This window comes from Acidovorax sp. A79, assembly GCF_041154505.1.
Classification (GTDB): Bacteria; Pseudomonadota; Gammaproteobacteria; order Burkholderiales; family Burkholderiaceae_C; genus Acidovorax.
The window spans coordinates 959,792-984,388 of sequence record NZ_AP028672.1 but is presented as its reverse complement, the minus strand read 5'-3'; the positions used below and the strand labels follow the sequence as shown (position 1 = coordinate 984,388).

Genomic DNA, 24,597 nt, shown 5'->3' with positions numbered 1-24,597 from the left:
CAGGCAGGGACGCCTGACTCGCTTGTTGTCGTCGCCATCACACTACCGCCCGGGGAATCGAACCCCACGGTTTCGCGTTCCAGCCTATCGCGTTCGGCTGGAGGCTACTCAAGGAGCCTTCGACGGTTGTGTGATGGCCCTCTTGCGAGGGGCGTAAGAAGGCCCGCATGAAGCGGGCCCTTTGTTAAATCCCGTTGGCCTGCGTGCGCCATCGGGCAGCCTCCATGTGCAGGAGGCTCGTCATCCCATTAGGGGTACAGCGCAACCGGGGTGCAGCCAACGGTGCTGCCATCGGTCGCAAACACGCAAGCATGCGTGCCCTTGCTGTTGGGTACGTTGAGCGGGCGCACGGCGCTAGCCGTCAAGGCGATGACGTTGCCGGCGTTGTCAGTCTTGTACACAGCAAGTTGCACGTCGGTTGCCGTGTACGTTGCCGTGACACGATAGACAACCCCAGGCTCCCAGGTGCCGATGGGGTAGTGATAGAAATTGTTGGCACCGCCCAGCCAGTCCTCGGCCTTGATGACACGGTTATCACCGTTTTTCCAGAACGTCACACCACGAGCCTGCCCCGACCAGATTTGATTGTCGGGAGCCCCAGCGGGAACGTCGTTGCAGAAGAAGGCCACCCCCGAGTGAGGAGTGCCAGTGCTGCCGAACGTATACGGGCACATGTCAATGAAAACGCCCGAGTTGTTACCCGTGGCGAGATATTCACCGGCCAGGCCGCCATTGCCAACGGTTTTAGAGCCATTGATATAGAGAGTCATTTGATTGCCTTTTAAGTCAAAGTTGATGAAGGAGCTCGCTGGCACTCTGGTTCGGAGTTCTCGACTCTCGACGGAGAGGGGTTCTCGACCCTCATGGAATTCAGCGTCCCGCAGCGCGGGCACTTGATGTTCAGGTGTTGGAAAAGTCCTTCTGCCAGCTTGCGATTGCAGTTGGCGCATCTCACTTCTTGCATATGCGGCATAGTCCATAATGCCCCGGCCTGATCAGGTGGCAGGGTCTTGGCCAATGCCGTGCTCGCTCACGGCGGAGGCGGGTGCCTGGGGTGTTGACGCACTCCAGGCACTCGCCCTGTCTTATCTTCTCGATCCCAGATGGCTCAGCGCAAAGCCATCTGGGATCGCCCCTCTTGCGAAGGGCATGCCGGCATTTCAACCGGCGTGACCGTTTCTGTTCTTGGCTGTCTACGCCTCACCGTTTGAGCACCGTTTACCGCGCTTTGGCGGACTGATGACGGGCCGGACTGCCCGCGCTCGCCCGGCCATGCCCGGGTCTGCTCTTGTGCCGGACGAATGCTCCACAGGTGGGGCAAGCAACATCGGCAGCTGACTTTTTAAGGAGCCCGGGCGGCTTGGTCGATACCGATGGTGCCCGTCGCTCCCAACACGCTGCAGCCCTCAGGCCTGGAACCCCTCGCGTCTCCGGTCGGCGTGGCCCTGTGTGCGTCTGGGCCGGTTCGTTTCGCGTTTGTTGGTGCGATGTAAGAATTAAACCATAGTTCAATCATGGTGTCAACTATGGTTCAGTTTTGGTATATCGACACCGATGGCATGCGGCACCAAAACCCGCGTCAAGGGCGGTTGGATGGCTTGGGCTCTATCAAAACTGTGGGTGCGTCCCGTGCATGACTTCGTTGGCATGTGTGATGTGCCACGGGACGGGCCACCTGCTGCGGGAGCATGTTCTGGCTGGCATTCGGGTGGTGGTCTGTTCGCGTGCGTTCGCCCCCGCACGGGCTGTCAACGGTAAGACCTGCTGCGAACAAAGGCGGCATGACCGAGGGTGCTACCTCGCTTGATCCGCCAGAGGGCTGGCGGAACCCAGGCCACACCCTGGCCCGGCACGCGAGTGATGGCTGCTTGGGCAACCCTCAGTACTGCTCGCTCCTCCACACCGTCAGCACCTTGCCCAGCACTTCAAAATGCGGATTCCGTGGCGAGAGGTCATAGGGAGGGAAGTCAGGGTTCTTGGAGATGATCCGGAGGTTGAAGCCTGGACCGTCGAACTCTGGCACGCGCTGAATCAGCTTGATGAAACCTTCCTCGCCGACGCGGAAGAAATACACCCCCTCATGGTTGACCGTTCTCACACCAATGTCCACCAGCAGCGGATCGCCAGGATTAAACATGGGTCGCATCGAGGGGCCAAAGCCGGTCACGATGCACAGGTTCCTTGTACCTGTGTGAGAGGGGACATTCAGGCGCAGCCAATCATTGCTGACGCGCCAGCTTCTGATGATGCCTGGCTGGTCATCCAGGAGCAGTTGGCCCTTTCTGTCCATTCCGCCGCCCGTCGCGAACTCTGCAATCACCAAATCGGGTGGTCCGCCAGGATCATCTGACGGGGCTTCGTGCGGCGCAGATGCGACCGTAACGCCACCTGCTCCCATTGCTCTATCGCCGGTCGCGAGCCAATCAGAATTGACTCCCAAGGCCGCTGCTGCCTTCGAGTTGTTCTCGGCACTGAAGGCCCCCGACTTCCCGTCCATTACCTTTTTCACGCCTTGGTAGGACATGTTGATCGCAGCCGCGAGCTGGGCAGCCCCCATTCCTGCGCGCTTCATTGCCATTTCTAGCCGTTCTTTGTATTCAACCATGGTTGCAATATTGCCGCGTTTTTGTTGAACTATGGTTGATTTTTGAAATGAACTATGGTTTAATTCCTCATGCTCAAGCAAAGAATCCATTTATTTTCCCGGGGGCGCGCACTGCACAGCCCCTCGGGTCACCGGGAGCCCTGCATGAACTTGATCCAGCAAAGCCACGAAGTGCTGCAGCGCGGTGCGCGCAGGTTCCTCCACGCCATTGGGTACAGGCCGCCGCGCCTGTCGGCAGAGCCGGTACCGGGCTGCTTCGAGACGCGGCGAAAGGGCTTACAGGGGGTGGTGCGGGAGGCTACGCCATGATCCAGGACGACTTCGGAAACCTCGTGGACCTCACTACCGCCGCGACCATCCACGCGCGCCTTGATGACGGTGATCAGCGGCTCTCGCGCGTGGAAGCGGAGCAGATAGCGCTGCGACGAGAACTGGAAGCCAACACCCTGGCCACTCAGGCGGTGAAGGCCGACACGGCGGAGCTGGTCGAACTATTCCAGTCATTCAAGGGCGCTATCAAGGTGCTGAACTGGCTTGGCAAATTGGCAAAGCCGATGGCCTATATCGTGGGCTGTGGCACAGCGTGCGTCGGCTTTTGGGCCACGCTGAAGGGACAAAAATGAAAGAGGGCATTCGCAAGCGCCTGGTCGAGACTGCGCTCGCCATCGCGTTCGGAGCGGCCGGTGGCGTTGCCACCTATTTTGCCGCGCAGCAGCCTAGCGATGCCGTGATCCTGGCGATGGAGCTGGGCAGCTACTACGAAAGCAGCGGCAGGCACATCGGCACGCCCTACGTGGACAGGCTGGGCAAGGGCCAGCCCCTCAGCGTGTGCAACGGCGTGACCGGCCCGGAGGTGGCGGCAGGGCGTACGTACTCGCGGGAGGATTGCAAGAGGCTGGAACTGGCCAGGTACATCGAGGCCGAGCGTCTGGCCCGTGCCGGCCTCAAGCACTGGGACACCTACAACGTCTGGGTGCGTGTCAGTCTGATCGATATGGTCTACAACCTCGGGCCTTCGGTGCTGGACGGGACCACGCTTGTTCGCCTGGGCAATTCGGGCAACCTGGTGGGCATGTGCGAGCAGATGCCCCGATGGGTGCACGGCACCGCCAACGGCCAGTCCGTGGTGCTGCCCGGCCTGCAGGACCGGCGCGCCACCACGCGCGAGCTGTGCGTGGAATGGGGCAGGGACGGGCATTTCAGCGCAGGCCTGATCACGGAGGCGCAACCATGAGTCCCGGGCAAACCGTCGTTCTGTTGAGCCTGGCCGCGAATGCCCTGCTGGGCTGGGCCTATCTGGGCCAGCGCGACGCCACTGCCAAGGCACAGACCGCGCTGCGCGATATGCAGGGCCAGCGTGATGGTGCTCGGCAAATGGCCAGTGAATGCAGCAATGCCGTGGACGACCTGCGCAAGCTGGCCAGCCAACGGGCCCGCGACGCGGCATCTGCGCGCACGGCAGCGGCCAGCGCGGCGCAGTGGCACAACCAGCGTGCAGACAAGATTCTGTTCACGCCCGCCCCCGTGCCGGGCGACGCATGTGCCAGCGCCCAGGCTCGGGTGGATGGCTGGCTGAAGGGGAGGTCGAAGCCATGAAGACAGCTATTGCCTTGATGGCTTGCTGCACGTGGCTTTCGGGCTGTGCCACGGCCCCACGCCTTGAAATGCAGCGTGTGAACGTGGCTGTGCCCATGGAATGCAAAGAACCCGTGCCCGATCGGCCGATGATGCCCACCGAGCTGCTGCGGCCGGGTGCCACGGTGGATGAGTTCATCCGGGCCGCGCAGGCCGAGATCGAGCGCCGTGAGGGGTACGAACTGAAGATGCGAGCCGCCTTGCTGGTGTGTACGGCCCCTGTCAATGCAGCGCAGCAGGGTGCACGCGTTCGCGCTGGGCAACAGATAGGCGGCTCCGGCGACCGATAGCGTCCTGTTCCTAGGGAGCACGGGCATTTGTCCGACGCTTCGCGGCCGCCGCTCCGCAGAAACTGCAAATCTGTTCCCGATGGAGAACTCCATGCCATCCATTCACCAGCAAGCGCTGGCTTGCGTTCTGGCCATGGGGGCCGCGGCTGCAGGTGCCCGGGGGGTGAACACTCCTGCGGTGGTGCCTGGCTTGCAGCCTGCGTTGACCCCTGCCTCCACGCCGGTGCAGACGCCGGCCCAGACGCCAGCTCCCCCGCCCGCGCAGACGCCGGCGGAAACACCGGCACCCGCTCCGGCCGTCACGCCCGCACAGACGCCCGATCCGTCGCGCGACCAGACGCCTGCAAAAACCCCGTCAGCCACCCCATAGCTGGGTGCAAGGGGAAAGGGAAGGGCACGTGCCCGCCGAAGAGGGACTCAATCCGCCGCGCGCACGTAGCTCACAAAACTGAAGGGCAGGCCGTTGGTGCTCACATGGTCGCTGCGGGCGGCCTCGGTCCAGGCTTTGCCTAGCACTGGCGCGTGGGCGTCGCCCTCGAAGTCCCGGGCGATCTCGGTCACCTCCAGCCGGTCTGCCGTCGGCAGGGCCTCGGCGTAAATCTGCGCGCCGCCGATCACCCACACCGTCTGGCGGGGATCGCACTGCGCCAGCGCAGCGTCCAGGCTCTCGGCGCGCCGGGCGCCTTCGGCCTGCCAGTCGTGCTGGCGCGTCACCACGATGTTGGTACGGCCCGGAAGGGGGCGAAAACGCGCCGGAAGCGAATCCCAGGTCTTGCGGCCCATCACCACGGGGCAGCCCTGTGTCAGCTGCTTGAAGTGCGCCATGTCCTCCGGCAGGTGCCAGGGCAGGGCGTTGTCCTTGCCGATCACACCGTTGGCGGCGCGGGCGTAGATGAGGTGCACTGGCATGGCGGGACGTCCTTGTTTTTCAGATGTGCAAGGCGGCGAGGGCTCCCACGCCCAGGCCCACGGCGGCCACGCCGTACATGCCGTATTCCAGCCATTTTTTCTTGGTGAGCAGCGCAATGGCGGCCAGCGCGATGGCCACCTGCAGCGCCGTGGTGGCCTGGGCCCAGCGGTGGTGCTGGTGCATCTGGGCTTCGCTCTTGCGGTCGAATTCGTGGGCATCGGCCTCGAGCTTCTCGGCGGCCACCTTGATCTCGTTCTTCTCGGTTTCGTAGCGCTCCACCTTGGTCTGGTAGCCGGCCTTGCGGTCATCGGGCGCCAGGTCGCGGGCCAGTTCGGCCAGGGATTGCTTGGTGCTCTTGGACTGGAAGTAGTTCCACTGGTTGGAGGCCTCGGTCTTCTTGATGGCCGCGTCGTTCTTGAGCAGCCCGGCGTTGGCCTGCGTGGCGCCGCCCATGTACGAGAAGATCGCGCCCACCGTGGCCACGATGGCGGTGAACATCGCGATTTTGTTCATGGACGAGCCATTGCCGTCGTTGCCGTGGCTGGCCGTGGCGTCGTCATGGTGGCCGTGGGTGGCATGCTCCACCGCGTGGTCGTGGGGGCCGTGTACGTGAAATCCGCCGGAAGACATGGATGAAAGCTCGTGGTGGTGGTTGTGGGTGGATGCGGGCTGGGCGCTGCTGCACCTGGCCCTGGGGCTCAGGAGGTGTGGGGTCTCAAGGAGGGCTGGTGCGTGATCACACGGCCACGGGGGCCTTGATCGCCGGGTGGCACTGGTAGTCCACCACTTCGAAGTCCTCGTACTGGTAGTCGAAGATGCTGCCGGGGCGGCGCTTGATGTTCAGCACCGGGTAGGGATAGGGTGTGCGCGCCAGCTGCGTTTGCACTTGCTCGTGGTGGTTGCTGTAGATGTGGCAGTCGCCGCCCGTCCAGATGAAATCACCCACATCCAGGTCGCACTGCTGCGCCACCATGTGGGTGAGCAGGGCATAGCTCGCGATGTTGAACGGCACGCCCAGGAAGATGTCCGCACTGCGCTGGTACAGCTGGCAGGAGAGCGTGCCGCGTCCGCCGGGCTCCTGTGCTGGCGCCACGTAGAACTGGAAGAAAGCGTGGCAGGGCATGAGCGCCATCTTGCCGAGCTCGGCCACGTTCCAGGCGCTCACGATGATGCGCCGCGAATCGGGGTTGGTCTTGAGCGTCCTGACCACATCGCTGATCTGGTCGATGTGCCCGCCGTCCGGGGTGGGCCAACTGCGCCACTGCACGCCGTACACCGGCCCCAGGTCGCCGTCCTCGCGCGCCCATTCGTCCCAGATGGTGACGCCGCGCTCCTTGAGCCAGTTGTTGTTGCTCGACCCCGTGAGGAACCACAGCAGCTCCTGGATGATGGACCGCAGGTGCACCTTCTTGGTGGTGACGAGCGGAAAGCCTTCCTTCAGGTCGAAACGCATCTGGTGGCCGAAAACGCTGCGGGTGCCGGTTCCCGTGCGGTCGGATTTTTCCACGCCGTGGGTGAACACGTGGCGCATGAAGTCTTCGTATTGCGAGCGGACGGGGCGGGCGTGTTCGGTCATGGCGGTTGGAAGGCGAAAGACGCGATTCTAGGGGGCGGCTGCCGGCAGGAACCGGCTAAGCTCGCAGACCTTTTCGCCCAGCTGCCCTTTTTAGAAAGAAGCCCCCGATCATGCGCCCTATCTCTCCAGCCCCTTTGTCAAGCGCCGTGCTGGCCGCTCTTGCGTTGGCTGTGCTGCTGCCGGGTTGCGCGGGCACGGTACCCACGGCGCCCACGGCGCCGCGCAAGGTCGCGCGTCCTGTGCCCAACGAGGTACCTGCCGCGCCCGCCAATCCCTGGGCGAACCTGCAAACCCAGGTAGGCAACTATCCGGTCGGGGGCTCAGACTTCCTGCGTGCCGGCCCGCTGGCCGAGCGGCTGCGTGGGCTGCTCGGTCTCGCCAACTACAACGTGCTGCTGGACAACCTGCAGGTGAGTGGGCCGCTGCGGCAAGACGGCTCCATGCTCTACATCACCGGTAACCGGCCGGACGCAGGCGACACGGAGGCTGCCGCCATCGTGGTCCACGCCGCCACCGACTCGGTACGCGTATGGCTGCTGACCGGCGGGGAGGAATGGGACGTGCAGGACCTGGGGACCCCGAAGACCCTGCCGGCCCACGTTGCCACGATGATGGAAAACGCGCGGCGCTGAGCGCGCAGCCGGTCTGCCGGATGGCGGCGTGCCCAGGGGCTGGGCGGGAATGTGTTTCTATAATCAAGAATCATTCTCAAAAAGGCCGTCACGCCATGTCTGCCGCTCACCCCCTGCACGCGCTCTACAGCCACCACCACGGATGGCTGCAGTCCTGGCTGCGCCGGCGGCTCGGTTGTGCCGACGATGCGGCCGACCTGGCGCAGGACACCTTCGTGCGCCTGCTCGCACGGCCCACCGCCATCGCCCCCGACGCGATGCTCGAGCCGCGCGCCTACCTGACCACGGTGGCACGCGGGCTGCTGGTGGACTTCTGGCGCCGGGGTGAACTGGAGCGCGCCTACCTGGCAGACCTGGCCCTGCAGCCCGAGGTGCTGCAGCCATCCCCCGAAGAGCGCCTGGCCGCCGTGCAGATGCTTCACGCGGTCGATACACTGCTGCAGGGCCTGACGCCCAAGACGCGCGCAGCGTGGCTCATGAACCGGCTCGACGGTCTCACGCACGCAGAGATCGCCGAGCAGCTGCAGGTGTCGGTGCCCCGCGTGCGCCAGTACCTGGCCAACGCCATGCGCCACGCCTACCACCTGCGTTTTGGCGGCGCGGCGTGAGCAGCGCGGGCTGGACAGCGGGCGGCTTGCCTGGCGGCGCAGGCGACGACCATCCCGTGCCGCCTGCCGTGCTGGAGGCCGCCATCGGCTGGCAGTTGCGCCAGGGCGAGGGCGCCACCTCGCCGGCAGACGCCCAAGCCCTGGCCGGCTGGCTGGCCGCACACCCTGACCATGCCCGCGCCTGGCGCCAACTGGGCGACATCGACCAGCACCTGACCCGCGCCGCCGCAGGTCCCCGAGCCCGCGCAGCGTTGCTGCTGCCACCGCGCCAGCGCCGTCCTGCCCGTGTGGCGGGCGCCGTGCTGGGCCTGGCATTGGCGCTAGCTTGCGGCGTGCTGGTGCTGGACCGCTACCAGCCCGTGGGCCAACTGCTGGCCGACCACCGCACTGCCACCGGCGAGCGCCGCACCATCGTGCTGCCCGACCAGACCGTGCTGCACCTGAACACCCGCAGCGCTGTGGATGTAGCGTTCAGCCAAGACCAGCGCGCCATCCACCTGCGCGCGGGCGAGGTGGCCGTGGAAACCAGCCATGCCGACCCGGCCGAGTGGCGCCCGTTCGTCGTGCTGACCGAGGACGGCAGCCTGCGCGCCCTGGGCACCCGCTTCACCGTGCGCCGCTGGCCACAGGCGCACACCGCTGGTATCGATGAAGCGCAGGGCCCTGGCGCGCCCGCCACCGAGGTCGCCGTCACCCAGTCCGCCGTCGCGGCCCGCCCGGCGAGCTGTGCGGCAGCAGCGTCCGAGCCGTGCGCTGCCGAGCGCATCGTGTCGGCCGGGCAGGGCGCGCGGCTGGAAGGCGGGCGGGTGGACCCGTGGGCGGCCCCGCCCGATGCCGACGCCTGGAAGGACGGCATGCTGGTGGTGGACAACCAACCTTTGGGCGAGGTGGTGGCCATGCTGGCGCGGCACCGGGTCGGCCACCTGGGTGTCGACCCCCGCCTGGCCGGTTTGCGCGTGACGGGCACGCTGCCCCTGGCGGACTCCGACCAGGCCCTGTTGGCGCTGACCGCGGCCGTGCCGGTCGATGTGGTCTGGACCACGCGCTGGTGGGTCACGCTCAAGCCGCGTGCTGCGCCCTGAGGATGAAAATTCGAAGAAAATCGGCCGCTACCGCTTGATGGGAAAGCGCTGGAAGCTATCAAAAGATGAGTGACTTGGTGCGGCTGATCGACGGTTCCATTCAGTTCAACCCAGATCGCCCCTGCCAGCCGGCATCCCATCCACCAGCGACGCCGGCCCAAAAAATAAATGGCCCCGGCCCCCTCTCACTTTTCGGCACCCGTTCGGCAATCAGACAGAGACCGTGCATCGGCGCGGTTGCCCCTCTTTTCTGACGTGACCGTCTCGGAGCCTGACCCATGCCCTCTGCAGTTTTCCCCTTTCCGCTGAACCCCTGCGCTACTGCGCTGCTGCTCGCGTTGGGCGCCTCTGCCGTGACCGCACAGCCAGCCACGGTGCAGGCCCCTGCGGCCACGGCCAGCGCTGCGGCAGTGCGCGACTACGACCTGCCCGCCGGGCCGCTGGGAGCAGCCCTCAACCGCATCGCGCGCGACGCGGGCCTGGCCCTCACCGCCGATGCGCAGTTGGTGGAAGGCCGCAACGCGGCGCCCGTGCGGGGCCGCTTCGATGCGCATGAGGCACTGCGCCGCGCGCTGGCAGGTTCGGGGCTGGAGCTGCGGCAGGCCACGGGCGGCGTCTTCACGCTGCGCGAGGCATCGCGCCCTGCAGCGCAGGCACCCCGGCTCAGCGATGCCGCCACCCTGGGCGCCGTCACCGTGACGGCCAGCGCCGAGGCAGCGCCCGGCGATTTGCCGCCCGCCTATGCCGGCGGCCAGGTTGCCACGGGCAGCCGGGTCGGCCTGCTGGGTCAGCAGAGCCTGATGGACACGCCGTTTCACATCACCAGCTACACGGCCGAACTCATGCAGGACCAGCAGGCGATCACCGTGGCCGATGTGCTGGCCAACGACCCGTCCGTGCGCACGGTGTCGTACAGCCTGACGAACGCTGCTGCGGGGGGCGACATCTTTCTGATCCGCGGCTTCTCGGTGCAGGACTCCGTGCTGTTCGACGGCATCGGCGGCATCGCCACCAACCGTGCCGTGGCGGTCGAAGCGGCCGAGCGCGTCGAGGTGCTCAAGGGCCCCAACGCGTTGCTCAACGGCATGGCGCCCGGGGCGGGCGGCGCGGTGGGCGGCGCCATCAACCTGGTGCCCAAGCGCGCGGGCGATGTGCCGCTGACACGCCTGACCACCACGTACCTGTCCAGAGGCAACCTGGGCGGCCACCTGGACGTGGGCCGCCGGTTCGGCGACGACCACCAGTGGGGTGTGCGCTTCAACGGCATCTACCGTGACGGGAAGACCGCCACCGAGGGCCAGTCCGTCGAGCTGGGGGCTGCGGCGCTGGCCGTGGACTACCGGGGCAGCCAGCTGCGGGCCTCGGTGGATGCCGGCCACCAGACGATGAACAACGAAGCGCCGCAAGGCGCCGCGGGCTTTGGCATCGACGACGCCATTGCCATCCCCAGGCCGCCCCGGGCCAGCCACCGCATCGCGCAGGACTGGGAGTTCGCCAGGTCGCGCAGCAACTACCTCCTGGCCAAAGCCGAGTACGACCTCACCCCGGACTGGACGCTCTCTGCAGCCGCGGGTGGCAGCCACACGCGGTCCCGCTACCTCGCCACCGACGTGTTCGTGACCAGCGTGCAGGGCGACGCGCAGGCCACCACGTACTTCTGGCCCAACTGGACGAACTACCGCACCCTGCAAGGCGGGCTGCAGGGCACGGTGCGTGCCGGCGAGCTTGCGCACCGCATCCACCTGCATGCGTCGTACCTGAAGAAGGACAGCGGCTTCACGGCGCAGTACTACGGCTTCGACAGCTTCGCCACGAACATGTATGCGCCCGCGGCCACCGCGCGTCCGTCCATCGACGGTTTCTCATCGCGGCCGCCCCAGACCGATTCCTTGCAGCTGCCGTCCGTGGCGTTGTCCGACACCGTCTCGCTGTGGCAAGACCGGCTGGCCGTCACGCTGGGTGCCCGCTACCAGCGCGTGAAGGTCGTCAAGCACGACACCACCACCGGGGCCGGCAGCACCGCGTACGACGAGCATGCGGTGACGCCGGCGCTGGCAGCGGTGTTCAAGCTACAGCCGCACGTGTCGCTCTACGGCAATTACATCGAAGGGCTGGTCCAGGGCGATTCAGCACCGCTGGGCACCACCAACGCCGGGCAGGTGTTTCCGCCGGTCCGCACGAAGCAGCGGGAGGTGGGCGTGAAGGCCGATTGGGGCCGCTTCAGCACCACGGCGAGCCTGTTCCACATCCAGAAGCCGAGCGGGCTGGTGGCGTCCAATGGCGATGGCACGTTCACCTACCAGGTCGGCGCGGAGCAGCGCAACCGCGGGGTCGAGCTCAATGTCTTTGGCGAGCTGGCCCGGGGCACGCGCCTGCTGGGCGGCGTGACCTTCAACGATGCCCGGCTGACCAAAACCGAAGGCGGCATCTACAACGGCAACGCCGCGCCGAACGTGTCGCGCTGGCAGCTGAACCTGGGCAGCGACCACGACCTGGCTGCCGTGCCAGGGCTGACGCTGTCGGCCCGCATGATCTCCAGCAGCGCGCAGCAGGTGGACGCCGCCAACCTGCGGCGCATTCCGGGCTGGACGCGCTGGGACATCGGTGCCCGCTACAAGACCCAGGCGTGGGGCCGGCCGCTGGTGCTGCGCGCGGGCGTGGACAACCTGTTCAACCGCAACTACTGGTCCAGTGGCTCCGGCAACTGGCTGTATGTGGGAAGTCCCCGCACGGCGACTCTTTCTGCCACGGTGGATTTCTGACGCGGAGTAGGCTCCCCTGGGCAGAGGGGCAAATGGAGGGAGTTGGGGGGTGTGGGCGTCAACCCCAGTGGGCCTTGGTGCAAGAAAATGTGGACTGAATTGGCCTCTGCCGCTTGATAGGTAAGTGCTGGCAGCTATCTATTTGATAGTAATCCAGAGCATTCGCTACGCCAACGCCGCAACGGTGGAGCCGCCTTTTTGCACTCGGTTAGATACCCTGTTGACACATCTAGGTATAAATCCTGAGTATCTGGTGCAAATTAGTATTTGTGGAGGCGTCTGGAGTACCAATCGAGCATCGCAGCATCGGTATCGTTCAGTCCGTCAATGCCTGCATGCCTTGCGCCGGTGTTGAAAGGCAGATTCCCATACCAACGACCGAGGAGACTTTTCCGATGCCACATTCCACCCCTGTCACCATGCCCCAGCGCCTGGCCGTCGCCGTTGCGCTGGCCTTGACGTCGCTGTGCGGCGCCGCCAGCGCGCAGACCGAGCTCGTGATCGCCACCGTGAACAACGGCCACATGATCGAGATGCAGAAGCTCTCCAAGAACTTCGAGCAGGCCAACCCCGACATCAAGCTCAAGTGGGTCACGCTCGAAGAAGGTGTGCTGCGCCAGCGCGTCACCACCGACATCGCCACCAAGGGCGGCCAGTTCGACGTGATGACCATCGGCATGTACGAGGCGCCCATCTGGGGCAAGAAGGGCTGGCTGCAGGAGCTCAAAACCGACGCCGCCTACGACGTGGACGACCTGCTGCCCGCCGTGCGGGGCGGCCTGTCCATCGACGGCAAGCTGTTCGCCGCGCCGTTCTACGGCGAAAGCTCCATGCTCATGTACCGCAAGGACCTGGCCGACAAGGCCGGCGTGCAGGTGCCCGAGCGTCCCACCTGGCCGCAGATCAAGGACCTGGCCGCCAAGATGCACGACCCCAAGAACGGCGTGTACGGCATCTGCCTGCGCGGCAAGCCGGGTTGGGGCGACAACATGGCGTTCTTGACCACGCTGGTCAACACCTTCGGCGGCCAGTGGTTCGACATGCAGTGGAAGCCGCAGCTCGAATCCAAGCCCTGGAAGGACGCGATCACCTTCTACGTGGACCTGCTCAAGAACTACGGCCCGCCTGGCTCGTCGGCCAACAGCTTCAACGAGATCCTGGCGCTGACCAACTCCGGCAAGTGCGGCATGTGGGTGGACGCGACCATCGCGGCATCGTTCGTGAGCGACCCCAAGCAGTCCAAGGTGGCCGACCAGATGGCCTTTGCCCAGGCGCCCACCATGAACACGCCCAAGGGCGCCAACTGGCTGTGGTCGTGGAACCTGGCCATCCCGGCCGGTTCGAAAAAGGTGGACGCCGCGCAGAAGTTCATCACCTGGTCCACCAGCAAGGACTACATCCAGCTGGTCGCCAAGACCAACGGCTGGGCCAACGTGCCCACCGGCACGCGCAAGAGCACCTACGCATCGCCTGAGTTCCAGAAGGCCGCCCGCTTCGCCGCCGCCGAGAAGGTCGCGATCGACTCGGCCAACCCGACCGATTCGACCCTGCCCAAGAGCCCCTACGTGGGTGTGCAGTTCGCAGCGATTCCGGAGTTCCAGGCCATCGGCATCGCGGTGGGCCAGCAGATGAGCGCGGCGCTGGCAGGCAAGACCACGGTGGACGCGGCCCTCAAGGCCAGCCAGGTGTCTGCGGACCGGGAAATGAAGAAGGCTGGTTACTACAAGTAAAGGCTGGCGGGGCCACCGAGGCTCCGCCGTCCACTGCCCATCCGTGGATTGACCAGTGCTGATCCTGGGGCTCGCCATTCACCATGGCGGCCCCGTCGCCCTTTCGGAAACACCATGAACCGCCGCCTGCTCCCCCGCCTGCTGCTCACGCCAGCCATGGCCACGCTCTTCCTGTGGATGATCGTGCCGCTGGTGATGACGATCTACTTCTCGCTCATCCGCTACAACCTGATGCAGCCGGATCAGACCGGCTTTGCCGGGCTGGAGAATTTCGAGTACTTCGTCACCGACCCCTCGTTCGGCACGGCGGTGGTCAACACGCTGCTGCTGCTCGGCAGCGTGATCCTCATCACGGTGGTGTTCGGCATCGCCATCGCGCTGCTCATCAACGAGCCGTTCGCGGGCCGGGGCATCGTGCGGGTGCTGCTGATCTCGCCGTTCTTCGTCATGCCCACGGTGAACGCGCTGATGTGGAAGAACATGATGATGAACCCCATCTACGGCGTGCTCGCCCAGGTGTGGATGTTCTTCGGCGCGCAGCCGGTGGACTGGCTCACCGACCACCCGCTGTTCTCGGTGATCGTCATGGTGTCGTGGCAGTGGCTGCCCTTTGCCACGCTGATCTTCATGACCGCGCTGCAAAGCATGAACCATGAGCAGCTCGAGGCCTCGCGCATGGACGGCGCCAACTACCTGCAGCAGCTGCGCTACCTGTATGTGCCGCACCTGGCCCGCTCGGTGGCGGTGGTGGTGATGATCGAACTCATCTTCCTGCTCAGCATCTTTGCCGAGATCTACACCACCACCGGTGGCGGGCCGGGCGATGCGAGCACCAACGTCACCTTCCTGATCTTCAAGCAGGCGCTGCTCAACTTCGATGCGGGCGTGGCCTCGGCCGGCGCGCTGTTCGCGGTGGTGCTGGCCAACATCGCGGCCGTGTTCCTGATCCGCATGGTCGGCAAGAACCTCGACAAATAACCGAAGCACCACCATGACTGCTCGACGCCGTTCCAACTATCCGCTGGGCCTGCTGGCCCTGCGCACCGTGGCTGCCTGGGGCGTGGCCCTGCTGCTGTTCTTCCCGCTGGCCTGGCTGCTGCTGACCGCGTTCAAGACCGAGCTGCAGGCCATCGCCGTGCCGCCGCAGCTGTTCTTCATCCCCACGCTCGAGAATTTTCACGAGGTGCAGGAGCGCAGCGACTACCTGCTGTACGCCAGGAACTCGGTCATCACCAGCGTGCTGTCCACCCTGGTGGGGCTGATGCTGGCAGCGCCCGCGGCGTATGCCATGGCCTTCTTCAAGGGCAAGTACACCAAGGACATCCTGATGTGGATGCTCTCCACCAAGATGATGCCCGCCGTGGGCGCGCTGGTGCCCATCTACGTGCTGGCGCAAAAGAGCCACCTGCTCGACACGCAGCTCGCGCTCATCATCGTGTTCGCGCTGTCCAACCTGCCCATCATGGTGTGGATGCTGTACTCCCACTTCAAGGACATCCCGCGCGAGATCCTGGAGGCCGCTCGCATGGACGGCGCTACCCTGTGGCAGGAAGTGCGCCTGGTGCTGCTGCCGCTGGGCATGGGTGGCCTGGCATCCACCGGCCTGTTGTGCCTGGTGCTGTCGTGGAACGAAGCCTTCTGGAGCCTGAACCTCAGCGCCGCCAAGGCCGGCACGCTGGCCACGCTGATCGCGTCCTACTCCAGCCCCGAGGGCTTGTTCTGGGCCAAGCTGTCCGCCGCGTCGCTGATGGCCATTGCGCCCATCGTGGTGTTCGGCTGGTTCAGCCAGAAGCAGTTGGTGCAGGGTCTCACGTTCGGCGCGGTGAAGTAAATCCGCAGCCTGTCTTCCCCACAGTTTTTCAAGTTTTCAGGAACCCGATTCCATGGCTTACCTTCAACTGCGCGGCATCGAGAAATTCTTCGGTGAGCACCGCGCCATCAAGGGCATCGACCTCACCATCCAGCAAGGCGAGTTCATCGTCTTCGTCGGCCCCTCGGGCTGTGGCAAGTCCACGCTGCTGCGCCTGATCGCGGGGCTCGAAGCCATCGACGGTGGCTCGCTCATGCTCGACGGCCGCGACATCACCGACCAGCCTTCGAGCAAGCGCGACCTGGCCATGGTGTTCCAGAGCTATGCGCTGTACCCGCACATGAGCGTGTACGAGAACATGAGCTTCGCGCTCAAGCTGGCCAAGGTCGATCCGGCCATCGTGCGCGAGAAGGTCGAGCGCGCCGCTGCCATCCTGAACCTCACCACCTACCTGGAGCGCACGCCCAAGGAGCTCTCCGGCGGCCAGCGCCAGCGCGTGGCCATCGGCCGTGCCATCGTGCGCGCGCCCAAGGTGTTTCTGTTCGACGAGCCGCTGTCCAACCTGGACGCGGCCCTGCGCGGCCAGACCCGCGTGGAGATCGCCAAGCTGCACCGCGACCTGGGCGCCACCACCATCTACGTGACGCACGACCAGGTGGAGGCCATGACCCTGGCCGACCGCGTGGTGGTGCTGCGCGACGGCGTCATCGAGCAGGTGGGCACGCCGCTCGAGCTGTACGACCAACCCGCCAACCAGTTCGTGGCCCAGTTCATCGGCACGCCGCAGATGAACGTGGTGCCCCTGCCGCAGCTGCCGCCGCCAGTGCAGCAGCAGGCACCTGCGGGCGCCGAGGGCGGTGCCATCGGCCTGCGCCCCGAGAACATCACCGTGCGCAACACTGGCGTGACGCCGGTGGGCGGCCAGGTGGACCTGGTCGAAGCGCTGGGTGCCGAGACACTGATCTATGTGAGCACACCAGGGGGCGCACAGTTCGTGGCCCGCCAGAACGACCGCACCAGCCTGCGCGCCGGTGATGCGGTCAGCCTGGACATCGACGCATCGCAAGCCCATTGGTTCGACCCCGCAGGCCGCGTGGTGGTCCGCCAGACCGCATGACCACCATGACCCTCGGACAAGAACTGCAAGGCAAGGTGGCGGCCATCACCGGCGCTGCATCGGGCATTGGCTTCGCCAGTGCCCAAGCCATGGCCGACGCGGGTGCGCGCGTGGTGCTGATCGACCGCGACGAAGCCGCGCTGGCCAAGGCCTGCGCTGCGATCGGTGCCAGCGCATTGCCGTTGGTACTGGACTTGCTGGACGCCAAGCAGTGCGCCAGCCTGCTGGCGCGCACGCTGGCCCTCGCCGGCCAGCTCGACATCTTCCACGCCAATGCCGGGCTTTACGTCGGCGGCGATCTGGTGGACGCCGACCCCGACGCCATCGACCGCATGCTGAACCTCAACGTCAACGTGGTGATGAAGAACGTGCACAACGTGCTGCCCCACATGATCGAACGCGGCACGGGCGACATCATCGTCACCAGCTCGCTGGCCGCGCATTTCCCCACGCCATGGGAGCCGGTCTACGCATCGTCCAAGTGGGCCGTGAACTGCTTCGTGCAGACCGTGCGCCGCCAGGTGTTCAAGCACGGCATCCGCGTGGGCTCCATCTCGCCCGGGCCGGTCATCACCTCGCTGCTCGCCGACTGGCCGGCCGAGAAGCTGGAAGAGGCCAAGGCGAGCGGCAGTCTCATCGAAGCGGCCGAAGTGGCCAGCGTGGTGCTGTTCATGCTCACGCGCCCCCGTGGCATGACCATCCGCGACGTGGTGATGATGCCCACGAACTTCGATCTTTAAACACCTGCATTCACGCACCATGAATTTCATCCTGCACCTGGGCCTGGGTTCGTTCCACCGCGCCCACCAGGCCGTTTACGTCCACGCATTGCGCCAGCAGGGAGACACCGGCTGGGCCATTGCGGGCGGCAACCTGCGCGCCGACATGGCCGACACCATCGCCGCGCTGCAGGCCCAGGGCGGCCGCTACACGCTGGAGACCGTCACGCCCCAGGGCGAGCGCAGCTACACCGTCATTGAATCGATCCAGCGCGTGATCCCCTACCGGGACGACCTGGCCCCGCTGATCGCCGCAGGTGCCGACCCCGCCACGCGCATCATCTCGTTCACGGTGACCGAGGCCGGCTACTACCTCGATGCGCAAGACCAGCTCGACTGGCCCAGCTTTGCCGACCTGCGCGCCGACCTCGCCGCCGTCAAGGCGGGCCAGGCGGGCCACACCCTCTATGGCGGCCTGGTGAGCATCCTGCGCGCGCGCAGGGCCGCCGGTGCCGGCCCCGTGACGCTGATGAACTGCGACAACCTGCGCCACAACGGCGACCGCTCGCGCGGGGGCCTGCTGCAGTTCATCGACGCGCTGGGCGATGCCGCGCTCAAGGCCTGGGTGCAGGAGCACACGAGCAGCCCCAACGCCATGGTCGACCGCATCACGCCACGCCCCACGCCGGACGTGGCCGAGCGCGTGAAGGCCGCCACCGGCTGGGACGACCAGGCCGCGTTGATGGGCGAGAGCTTCATCCAGTGGGTGATCGAAGACGACTTCATCGCAGGCCGCCCCGCGTGGGAAAGGGTCGGAGTCGAGATGGTCGATTCGGTGCAGGCGTACGAAGAGGCCAAGATTCGACTGCTCAACGCCACCCACAGCTGCATTGCCTGGGCGGGCACGCTGGCGGGCTACCAGTACATCCACGAAGGCACGCACGATGCCGCCATCCGCCAGATGGCCTACGACTACGTGACCGACGACGCGATCCCGGTGCTGCTGCCGTGCCCCATCGACCTGGAGGCCTACCGCGACGTGGTGCTGGACCGGTTTGGCAACCCTGCGATTGCGGACACCAACCAGCGCGTGGCCATGGATGCGTTCTCCAAGATCCCCGGTATGATCGCGCCCACCATCCGGGACCAGCTGGCCCGCGATGGCTCGTTCGACAGCGTGGCCGTGCTGCCCGCGCTGTTCCTGGCCTACCTGCAGCGCTGGCATGCCGGGCAGATCCCCTACACCTACCAGGACCAGGCCATGGACCCGGCCGTGGCGCATGCGATCTGCGATGCGCCGGACCTGGTCGCCGCCTATGCCGCGGATACCACCCTGTGGGGCGAAATGGCCTCAAACCCGCGGCTGGTTGCCACGCTTCGCAACGCTTTTGCCCGCGTGCAGGCCTTCGTGGCCGGGCGTGCGGAACGCCAGGGGTTGGTGTAAGTTGAGCGGCCCGACCACAGGAATGACGCCATGACCGTGAAGACGACGCCTGTCTCTCCGCGCCAGACCAAGCCCGAGCTGGAGCACGACTACGTGCGCTTTCCCGAGCTCGGGTACGAGTCGCCCGAGGCCGCAGGTTTCATCCGGTGCCTGTCGCATGGGTTTCCCACGCCGCTGGCGCGCTGGCACTACCACGACGAGTATGAGCTGCACCTCATCACCGCCACCTCGGGCAAGGTGTTCGTGGGCGACTGGATCGGGCAGTTCCAGCCCGGCCATCTGGTGTTGACCGGGCCGCGCCTGCCGCACAACTGGATCAGCATGGACCTGCCCGAAGGCGGCGTGCCGCTGCGCGACCTGGTGATCCAGTTCTCGCACGCGCCGCTGGTGGCCAGCAGCGAGAGCATCCCCGAGCTGCGCGAGGTGTTGCCCCTGCTGGAGCGCGCACGCCATGGCATCGAGTTCTTTGGCATGGAGGCCCAGGCGCAGGAACACTGGCACCGCATCAAGGCGCGCCAGGGCCTGGCCCGGTTTGGCGCGTTCTGTGAATTCCTGAGCGACCTGGCCCGCTGCACCGACTTTCGACTGCTGTCGAGCACCCAGCTGCAAAGCGAGGACAACGACACCCAGCTCGACCAGATCAACGCCATCGTGAGCCGCATCACCGACCATCTGGCCGACCCGTTGTCGGCTGCCGACCTGGCACAGGAGCTGGGCATGACGGAAAGCCGCTTCTCCCGCTTCTTTCGCCGTGCCACGGGCAACACCTTCACCGACTTCGTGAACCTGGTGCGCGTGAACCGCGCGTGCCAGCTTCTGATGGAGACCGAGCGCTACATCACCCACATCGCCTACGACGTGGGCTTCAACAACATGGCCAACTTCAACCGCCGCTTTCTGGACATCAAGGGCATGACGCCCAGCGAATACCGCAAGCAGGGGGCCGGAAGATTCGGAAAGGCCCCTTGAAGTGGCGGGGCGCCTTCGCTGCGGGGCGGCCCTTGCCGGGCATCTGTGGCCTGGGTCGCGCCGGTTGCGTGCGGCGGGGGCCTGGCTTCCACTTTGAACCACTGAAATCTGCCAACCACCCATGTACCTCGGAATTGATTTGGGCACCTCGGGTGTCAAGCTCCTGCTGCTCGACGAAACGCAGGCCGTGATCGCCACGGCCGACGCCGCCGTGCCCCAGCACCGCCCTCGGCCCACCTGGAGCGAGCAGCACCCGGCCGACTGGCTGGCCGCCGTGGAAGCCGCCGTGCCGCAGCTGCGCGCCCAAGCCCCCGCCGCATGGGCGCGGGTGCGCGGCATCGGGCTGTCTGGCCACATGCATGGCGCCGTGGTGCTGGGCGCGCAGGGCCAGGTGCTGCGCCCCGCCATTCTCTGGAACGATGGCCGCGCGAGCGCCGAATGCGCCGCGCTCGAGCAGGCCGTGCCCGCCGCGCGCCAGGTCACCGGCAACCTCGCCATGCCCGGCTTCACCGCGCCCAAGCTGTTGTGGCTGCGCACGCACGAGCCGGCCGTGTTCGGCCAGATCCGCACGGTGCTGCTGCCCAAGGACTGGCTGCGCCTGCAGCTCACGGGCGATGCGGTGAGCGACATGTCCGATGCCTCGGGCACCCTGTGGCTCGATGTGGCCCGCCGCGACTGGAGCGACACCCTGCTTGCCGCCTGCGGCCTGGCCCGCGCGCAGATGCCCCGCCTGGCCGAGGGCAGCGAAGCCACGGGCGTGTTGCTCCCTGAGGTCGCTGCGCGCTGGGGCCTGCCGCCCGGCGTGGTGGTGGCTGCCGGTGCCGGCGACAACGCCGCCAGCGCTGTGGGCGTGGGGGCGCGCCAGGCCGGCCAGGGCTTCGTGTCGCTGGGCACGTCCGGCGTGGTTTTCCGCGTGGCCGACCGGTTCGCCCCGGCAACCGAGCGCGCCGTGCACGCCTTTGCCCATGCGCTGCCCGGGCGCTGGCACCAGATGTCCGTCATGCTCAGTGCCGCCAGCGCCTTTGGCTGGCTGGCCCGTATCACCGGGCGGGCCGAGGCGCAACTTTCCTCGGCCGTACAGGGCATGGACCTCAAGCGCCATGCACAGGCACCGGTCTTTCTGCCCTACCTGAGCGGCGAGCGCACACCGCACAACAATGCTGCCGCCACCGGCGTCTTCTTGGGCCTGCGCGCCGAGCACGATGCAGCCGACATGGCCTGTGCCGTGATGGAAGGCGTGGGCTTCGGCCTGATGGATGGGCTGCAAGCCATGCAGGCCGCGGCGGGCGAGGGCGGCGCATCGGCCACAGCTCCTCTGGCGCTGGTGGGCGGCGGTGCGCGCAGCGATGCCTGGGCCCAATTGCTGGCCAGCGGCCTGGGCTGCCCGCTGGAGCGCCCGGAGGGCGCCCACGCCGCCGCAGCCCTGGGCGCCGCGCGCCTGGCCGCCATGGCCTGCGGTGGAGACGAGGCCCTGTGGTGCCAGAGCCTGCCGGCCGAGGCGCGCTTTGCGCCCCAACCCGCGCAGCAGGCCCTGCTGCAGGAACGCCATGCGCGCTTTCAGGCGCTGTACCCTGCGCTGCTGCCCCATTTCTAACTGACAGTCGCTCCCTCGTTTCTTGACCACGTCCATGTCCACTTCCTCTCCTGTCCAGGTCGCCATTGCCGGCGAAGCGCTGATTGACCTCATCGGCCGTGCCGACGGCAGCTACGAGCCCTGCCTGGGTGGCGCGCTGTACAACCTGTGCCGGGCACTGGCACGCCAGGGCGTGGGCACGCAGTACCTCAACCCCTTGTCACGCGATCGCTGGGGCCGCGAACTGGCTGCGCAATTGGCGGCAGACGGTGTGCAACTGGCCCTGCCCACGCCCGTGGGCGAGGTCACCTCGCTGGCCGTGGTCAACCTTACCGAGCATGGGCACCCCGACTACGCCTTCTACCGCGAAGGTGTGGCCGACCGCACCGTGACCGCTGCGGGGCTCATCGCCGCCTGCGCCGTCCACGGCAGCGCGCTGCAGGTGGTCTGCACTGGCGCCCTGGCGCTGGACGCGCGCGACGCCGCCATCTACCTGCCCTGGCTGCAGGCCCAGCGCGCGGCGGGCCGCTGCGTGGTGGTGGACAGCAATCTGCGCCCCTCCGTCATGCCCGACCTGCCGGCCTACCGCACCCAGGTGCACGCGGCCCTGGGCGAGGCCGACATCATCAAGGCCAGCGACGAAGACCTGGACCACCTGCAGGTGCCCGGCACCGATGCCCTGGCCCGCGCCCGCCACCTGCTCGCGGTCAACCCGCGTGCCCGCCTCATGGCCCTGACCCTGGGCGGCGAGGGTGCGTGGCTGCTGCAACAGGGCAGTGGCGCGCAGTGGTTCGCCAGGGAGGCCCAGCCCCTGGCCGTGGTGGACACCGTGGGCGCTGGCGACAGCTTTCTGGCGGGGCTGCTGGCGTACCTGCTGCGCGCACATGCGCAACAGCACACCTCGGCGCCTGCGGGCATGGCGGACTTCATTGCGGCCCTGCCTGCCGCCGCGTACCAGCAGGCCCTGCGCCACGCCCTGGCCAGCGCCAGCCTGTGCGTGCAGGAGCGTGGCTGCGTGCCGCCGAGCTGGCAGGCAGCGCAGGACTGGGCGGTGCAGCACCCAGCGCTGGATCAACGGCCCTGAGCGGGGCTTTCAGCCGCAATTCTTGGCAAGCGGGTCGTCAGGCCTTGTCGGCTTTGCCGGCAGCGCTGGCCAGCTTGCTGAGCATGCGGTCTGCCAGCCAGGGCTGGCGGTCTTCGTCCTCCGCCAGCTCCTTGCGGCGGATGGCGTTGCGTACCACGATGGATCCCATGAAGCGCAGTGGCTCCGGGGGGAAATGGCCCAGCGGGCCGCTCGTCAGCTTGCTGCGCGTCCACGCATTGTCCTGGTCCAGCACCAGGGACGACAGGATCTGTCCCCCCATGTAGGTGGGGCCGACGCCATTGCCCGAATAGCCGAAACCGTAGTAGATATGCGGCGCACCGTTGAAGCGGCCAAAGAACGGAAACCCCGTCACCGAGCGGTCGGATGGCCCGTTCCAACTGGCCGTGATCGGCGTGTTGCCCAGGGCCGGAAAGAACGAATGCAGGGCGCGCGTCAATTCGGCCTCGTAGGGAGAGCGCTCGTCGAACACCCGCGCCATGCGCCCGCCCCAGGCGAAGGTGTTGCCGCCCTTGCCCAGCATGAGGCGGCCATCCACGGTGCTGCGGTAGTAGTACACGAAGGTGCGGGAGTCGAGGACCGAGACGCCGTTGTCGAGCCCGATGGTCTTGAGCAGATCTGGGCATTTCTCGGTGATGATCATGTCGCTCGATACGATGGCGATGGTGCGCTCGAACTGCGCAAAGGCGCTGGCCATCCATGCATTCATCGCCAGGACCAGCTTCTTCGCCCTGACCGTGCCGCTCGGCGTGCGCACCATTACGGGTTGATCGGGGCTGAAGTCCAGCATCGGTGTGCGTTCATGGATGCGAATGCCCATGGCCAGCGCCACGCGCCGCAGCCCGCGCACCAGCTTGCCCGGATGCACGGTGGCCGCAATCGGCGAGAACACGCCGGCCAGGTTGCGGGCCGAGCCGGACCGCGAGGCTACCTCGTGCGCAGGCAGGCTTTGGTAGGAGTGGATGCCGCGTGCCTCCAGCGCCTGCATCATCGGATCGAGCGTGCCGATCTGGGCCTGGGAGGTGGCGGTGTACAGCGTGCCGTCCTGCCGAAACTCCGCGTCGATGCCGTGCGCCCTGCAGAAGTCGCCGATGTGCCCTACCGCGGCCTCCGATGCCTTGACCAGGCGCACCGCCTCGTCTTCACCGAACAACCGGTGCAGCGTCAGGAACTTGGCGGACCAGGTGAGCAGGCATCCGCCGTTGCGCCCGCTTGCGCCGGCGCCGCAAAGGTCGCTCTCGAGTATCACGATATCGAGTTCGGGGGCCTGCAGCTTGGTCTGGATGGCCGTCCACAGGCCCGTGAAACCACCGCCGACGATGCATACATCGGCGCTGTGTTCACCCTGCAGGGCGGGGGCCAGGTCGCCGTCGTTGAAAAGCGCTTGTTCGATCCAGAAGGGACGCATGGGATTCCTCAGGAGGCCAGGGGCTGGCCATGTTCTGCCGCGCTGATTTCGAGATGGCGCACGAAGTGCTCCAGCGAAGGGGTGTCCGCAGTGGCCGATTTGGCCATGTCGTCCCAGCGCCGCAAACGGACCGCGTCCATCGCATGGGGCAATGCCTCGAAGGCCGTGGCTTGCGCCTCATCGAAGACACCGCCCTGCAGCGCCAGGCTGCGCCTGGAGTCGGGCGACAGCTGCGCGAGGTAGCCCGACTCGCGCGCGCACAGGAAGCGCTTGGCATCCACGTGCAGCCGGATAGGCTCCAGCGTCCCCGGACCGAAAAGCGCGCGCAGAAACGGCATGCAACGGTACTGGTGCACGTCGTCCAGGCCGTCCTGGGTGGGCGTGCCGCCCCATTCGTGCAGCAGGTGCCCCAGGTCATGCAGCAGCGCGGCCGCTATCAGGGCACTGCCGGCGCCAGCCTGCTCGGCCAGGTGGGCCGACTGCAGCGCATGTTCGAGTTGCGTCACGGGCTCGCCGTCATACTGGGCATGGCCCTTGGACAGGAAAAGACCGGTGATGTCCGGGATGGTGAGACTCATGGTGGGGTGTTCGTGGGTGCGGTTCAGGTGGATGCATTTCTTCGTCT

At 66.6% G+C, this 24,597-nt stretch carries 25 protein-coding genes; 17 read left to right on the top strand and 8 right to left on the bottom strand.

The annotated features are described in order from the left end of the window. Positions 1-248: 248 nt before the first annotated feature. The 3 genes from ACAM51_RS04475 to ACAM51_RS04465 form a co-directional block, all read right to left on the bottom strand. Entirely contained in the window at positions 249-770 is a 522-nt protein-coding gene (locus ACAM51_RS04475) for a hypothetical protein (RefSeq protein WP_369642836.1), read from the bottom strand. An 11-nt stretch (positions 771-781) separates the two neighbouring features. Beyond that, positions 782-964 carry a Com family DNA-binding transcriptional regulator gene (locus tag ACAM51_RS04470; protein ID WP_369643765.1) on the bottom strand — a complete coding sequence of 61 codons (183 nt, stop codon included), beginning with the start codon at positions 962-964 and terminating at the stop codon, positions 782-784. Positions 965-1,879: 915 nt separating this feature from the next. Next, positions 1,880-2,695 (bottom strand): helix-turn-helix transcriptional regulator, encoded by an 816-nt coding sequence (locus ACAM51_RS04465; protein WP_369642835.1) that lies wholly within the window; start codon positions 2,693-2,695, stop codon positions 1,880-1,882. Between the two features lie 215 nt (positions 2,696-2,910). Between ACAM51_RS04465 and ACAM51_RS04460 the strand changes: the two genes are divergently transcribed. From ACAM51_RS04460 to ACAM51_RS04445, 4 genes are read left to right on the top strand one after another with little or no spacing between them, the layout of a single operon-like run. Further along, positions 2,911-3,228 carry a hypothetical protein gene (locus tag ACAM51_RS04460; protein WP_369642834.1) on the top strand — a complete coding sequence of 106 codons (318 nt, stop codon included), beginning with the start codon at positions 2,911-2,913 and terminating at the stop codon, positions 3,226-3,228. After that, positions 3,225-3,839: a lysozyme gene (locus ACAM51_RS04455; protein ID WP_369642833.1), complete on the top strand. Its 615-nt coding sequence runs from the start codon at positions 3,225-3,227 to the stop codon at positions 3,837-3,839. Before ACAM51_RS04460 ends, ACAM51_RS04455 begins: the two co-directional genes overlap by 4 nt. Then, positions 3,836-4,201 carry a hypothetical protein gene (locus tag ACAM51_RS04450; RefSeq protein WP_369642832.1) on the top strand — a complete coding sequence of 122 codons (366 nt, stop codon included), beginning with the start codon at positions 3,836-3,838 and terminating at the stop codon, positions 4,199-4,201. Before ACAM51_RS04455 ends, ACAM51_RS04450 begins: the two co-directional genes overlap by 4 nt. Next, complete coding sequence (locus ACAM51_RS04445) at positions 4,198-4,530, top strand: hypothetical protein (protein ID WP_369642831.1); 333 nt, start codon at positions 4,198-4,200, stop codon at positions 4,528-4,530. The genes ACAM51_RS04450 and ACAM51_RS04445 overlap by 4 nt, the downstream gene beginning before the upstream one ends. A gap of 417 nt (positions 4,531-4,947) precedes the next feature. Here the strand turns inward: ACAM51_RS04445 and ACAM51_RS04440 are convergent, their stop codons facing one another. From ACAM51_RS04440 to ACAM51_RS04430, 3 genes are all read right to left on the bottom strand, one after another. Beyond that, positions 4,948-5,439, bottom strand: coding sequence for a dihydrofolate reductase (locus ACAM51_RS04440; RefSeq protein WP_218297746.1), 492 nt, complete (start codon positions 5,437-5,439; stop codon positions 4,948-4,950). A gap of 19 nt (positions 5,440-5,458) precedes the next feature. Then, on the bottom strand, positions 5,459-6,070 hold the full coding sequence (locus tag ACAM51_RS04435; protein ID WP_218297745.1) for a DUF4337 domain-containing protein: 612 nt from the start codon (positions 6,068-6,070) through the stop codon (positions 5,459-5,461). Positions 6,071-6,176: 106 nt separating this feature from the next. Next, positions 6,177-7,016, bottom strand: a complete 840-nt coding sequence (locus ACAM51_RS04430; RefSeq protein ID WP_218297744.1) for a thymidylate synthase — start codon at positions 7,014-7,016, stop codon at positions 6,177-6,179. Between the two features lie 110 nt (positions 7,017-7,126). On the opposite strand from ACAM51_RS04430, the gene ACAM51_RS04425 reads away from it, so the two are divergent. The 13 genes from ACAM51_RS04425 to ACAM51_RS04365 all read left to right on the top strand — a co-directional run bounded on the left by ACAM51_RS04425 (position 7,127) and on the right by ACAM51_RS04365 (position 22,546). After that, a complete protein-coding gene (locus tag ACAM51_RS04425; RefSeq protein ID WP_369642830.1) occupies positions 7,127-7,648 on the top strand; it encodes a hypothetical protein in 522 nt (173 codons plus the stop codon). Positions 7,649-7,743: 95 nt separating this feature from the next. Beyond that, the gene (locus ACAM51_RS04420) at positions 7,744-8,256 is read left to right on the top strand and encodes a sigma-70 family RNA polymerase sigma factor (protein WP_369642829.1); all 513 of its coding nucleotides are present in this window, start codon (positions 7,744-7,746) and stop codon (positions 8,254-8,256) included. After that, positions 8,253-9,338: a FecR domain-containing protein gene (locus ACAM51_RS04415; protein ID WP_369642828.1), complete on the top strand. Its 1,086-nt coding sequence runs from the start codon at positions 8,253-8,255 to the stop codon at positions 9,336-9,338. Before ACAM51_RS04420 ends, ACAM51_RS04415 begins: the two co-directional genes overlap by 4 nt. A 278-nt stretch (positions 9,339-9,616) precedes the next feature. Continuing rightward, complete coding sequence (locus ACAM51_RS04410; RefSeq protein WP_369642827.1) at positions 9,617-12,100, top strand: TonB-dependent siderophore receptor; 2,484 nt, start codon at positions 9,617-9,619, stop codon at positions 12,098-12,100. Between the two features lie 395 nt (positions 12,101-12,495). Continuing rightward, positions 12,496-13,830 (top strand): sugar ABC transporter substrate-binding protein, encoded by a 1,335-nt coding sequence (locus ACAM51_RS04405; protein WP_056413437.1) that lies wholly within the window; start codon positions 12,496-12,498, stop codon positions 13,828-13,830. A 114-nt stretch (positions 13,831-13,944) separates the two neighbouring features. After that, positions 13,945-14,808: a carbohydrate ABC transporter permease gene (locus ACAM51_RS04400; RefSeq protein ID WP_369642826.1), complete on the top strand. Its 864-nt coding sequence runs from the start codon at positions 13,945-13,947 to the stop codon at positions 14,806-14,808. A 13-nt stretch (positions 14,809-14,821) separates the two neighbouring features. Continuing rightward, positions 14,822-15,661, top strand: coding sequence for a carbohydrate ABC transporter permease (locus ACAM51_RS04395; protein ID WP_218341559.1), 840 nt, complete (start codon positions 14,822-14,824; stop codon positions 15,659-15,661). Between the two features lie 52 nt (positions 15,662-15,713). Further along, positions 15,714-16,757 carry an ABC transporter ATP-binding protein gene (locus ACAM51_RS04390; RefSeq protein WP_369642825.1) on the top strand — a complete coding sequence of 348 codons (1,044 nt, stop codon included), beginning with the start codon at positions 15,714-15,716 and terminating at the stop codon, positions 16,755-16,757. Positions 16,758-16,762: 5 nt separating this feature from the next. Further along, positions 16,763-17,497, top strand: coding sequence for an SDR family oxidoreductase (locus ACAM51_RS04385; protein ID WP_218341561.1), 735 nt, complete (start codon positions 16,763-16,765; stop codon positions 17,495-17,497). Between the two features lie 19 nt (positions 17,498-17,516). Beyond that, the gene (gene dalD / locus ACAM51_RS04380; protein WP_369642824.1) at positions 17,517-18,920 is read left to right on the top strand and encodes a D-arabinitol 4-dehydrogenase; all 1,404 of its coding nucleotides are present in this window, start codon (positions 17,517-17,519) and stop codon (positions 18,918-18,920) included. Positions 18,921-18,950: 30 nt separating this feature from the next. After that, positions 18,951-19,889, top strand: coding sequence for an AraC family transcriptional regulator (locus tag ACAM51_RS04375; RefSeq protein ID WP_218297734.1), 939 nt, complete (start codon positions 18,951-18,953; stop codon positions 19,887-19,889). Positions 19,890-20,010: 121 nt separating this feature from the next. Then, positions 20,011-21,483, top strand: a complete 1,473-nt coding sequence (gene xylB, locus ACAM51_RS04370; protein ID WP_369642823.1) for a xylulokinase — start codon at positions 20,011-20,013, stop codon at positions 21,481-21,483. A 34-nt stretch (positions 21,484-21,517) separates the two neighbouring features. After that, complete coding sequence (locus ACAM51_RS04365; RefSeq protein ID WP_369642822.1) at positions 21,518-22,546, top strand: carbohydrate kinase family protein; 1,029 nt, start codon at positions 21,518-21,520, stop codon at positions 22,544-22,546. A 37-nt stretch (positions 22,547-22,583) separates the two neighbouring features. Here the strand turns inward: ACAM51_RS04365 and ACAM51_RS04360 are convergent, their stop codons facing one another. Further along, the gene (locus tag ACAM51_RS04360; protein WP_369642821.1) at positions 22,584-23,972 is read right to left on the bottom strand and encodes an FAD-dependent oxidoreductase; all 1,389 of its coding nucleotides are present in this window, start codon (positions 23,970-23,972) and stop codon (positions 22,584-22,586) included. A gap of 8 nt (positions 23,973-23,980) precedes the next feature. Continuing rightward, on the bottom strand, positions 23,981-24,550 hold the full coding sequence (locus tag ACAM51_RS04355; RefSeq protein WP_369642820.1) for a phosphonate degradation HD-domain oxygenase: 570 nt from the start codon (positions 24,548-24,550) through the stop codon (positions 23,981-23,983). Positions 24,551-24,597 lie beyond the last annotated feature (47 nt).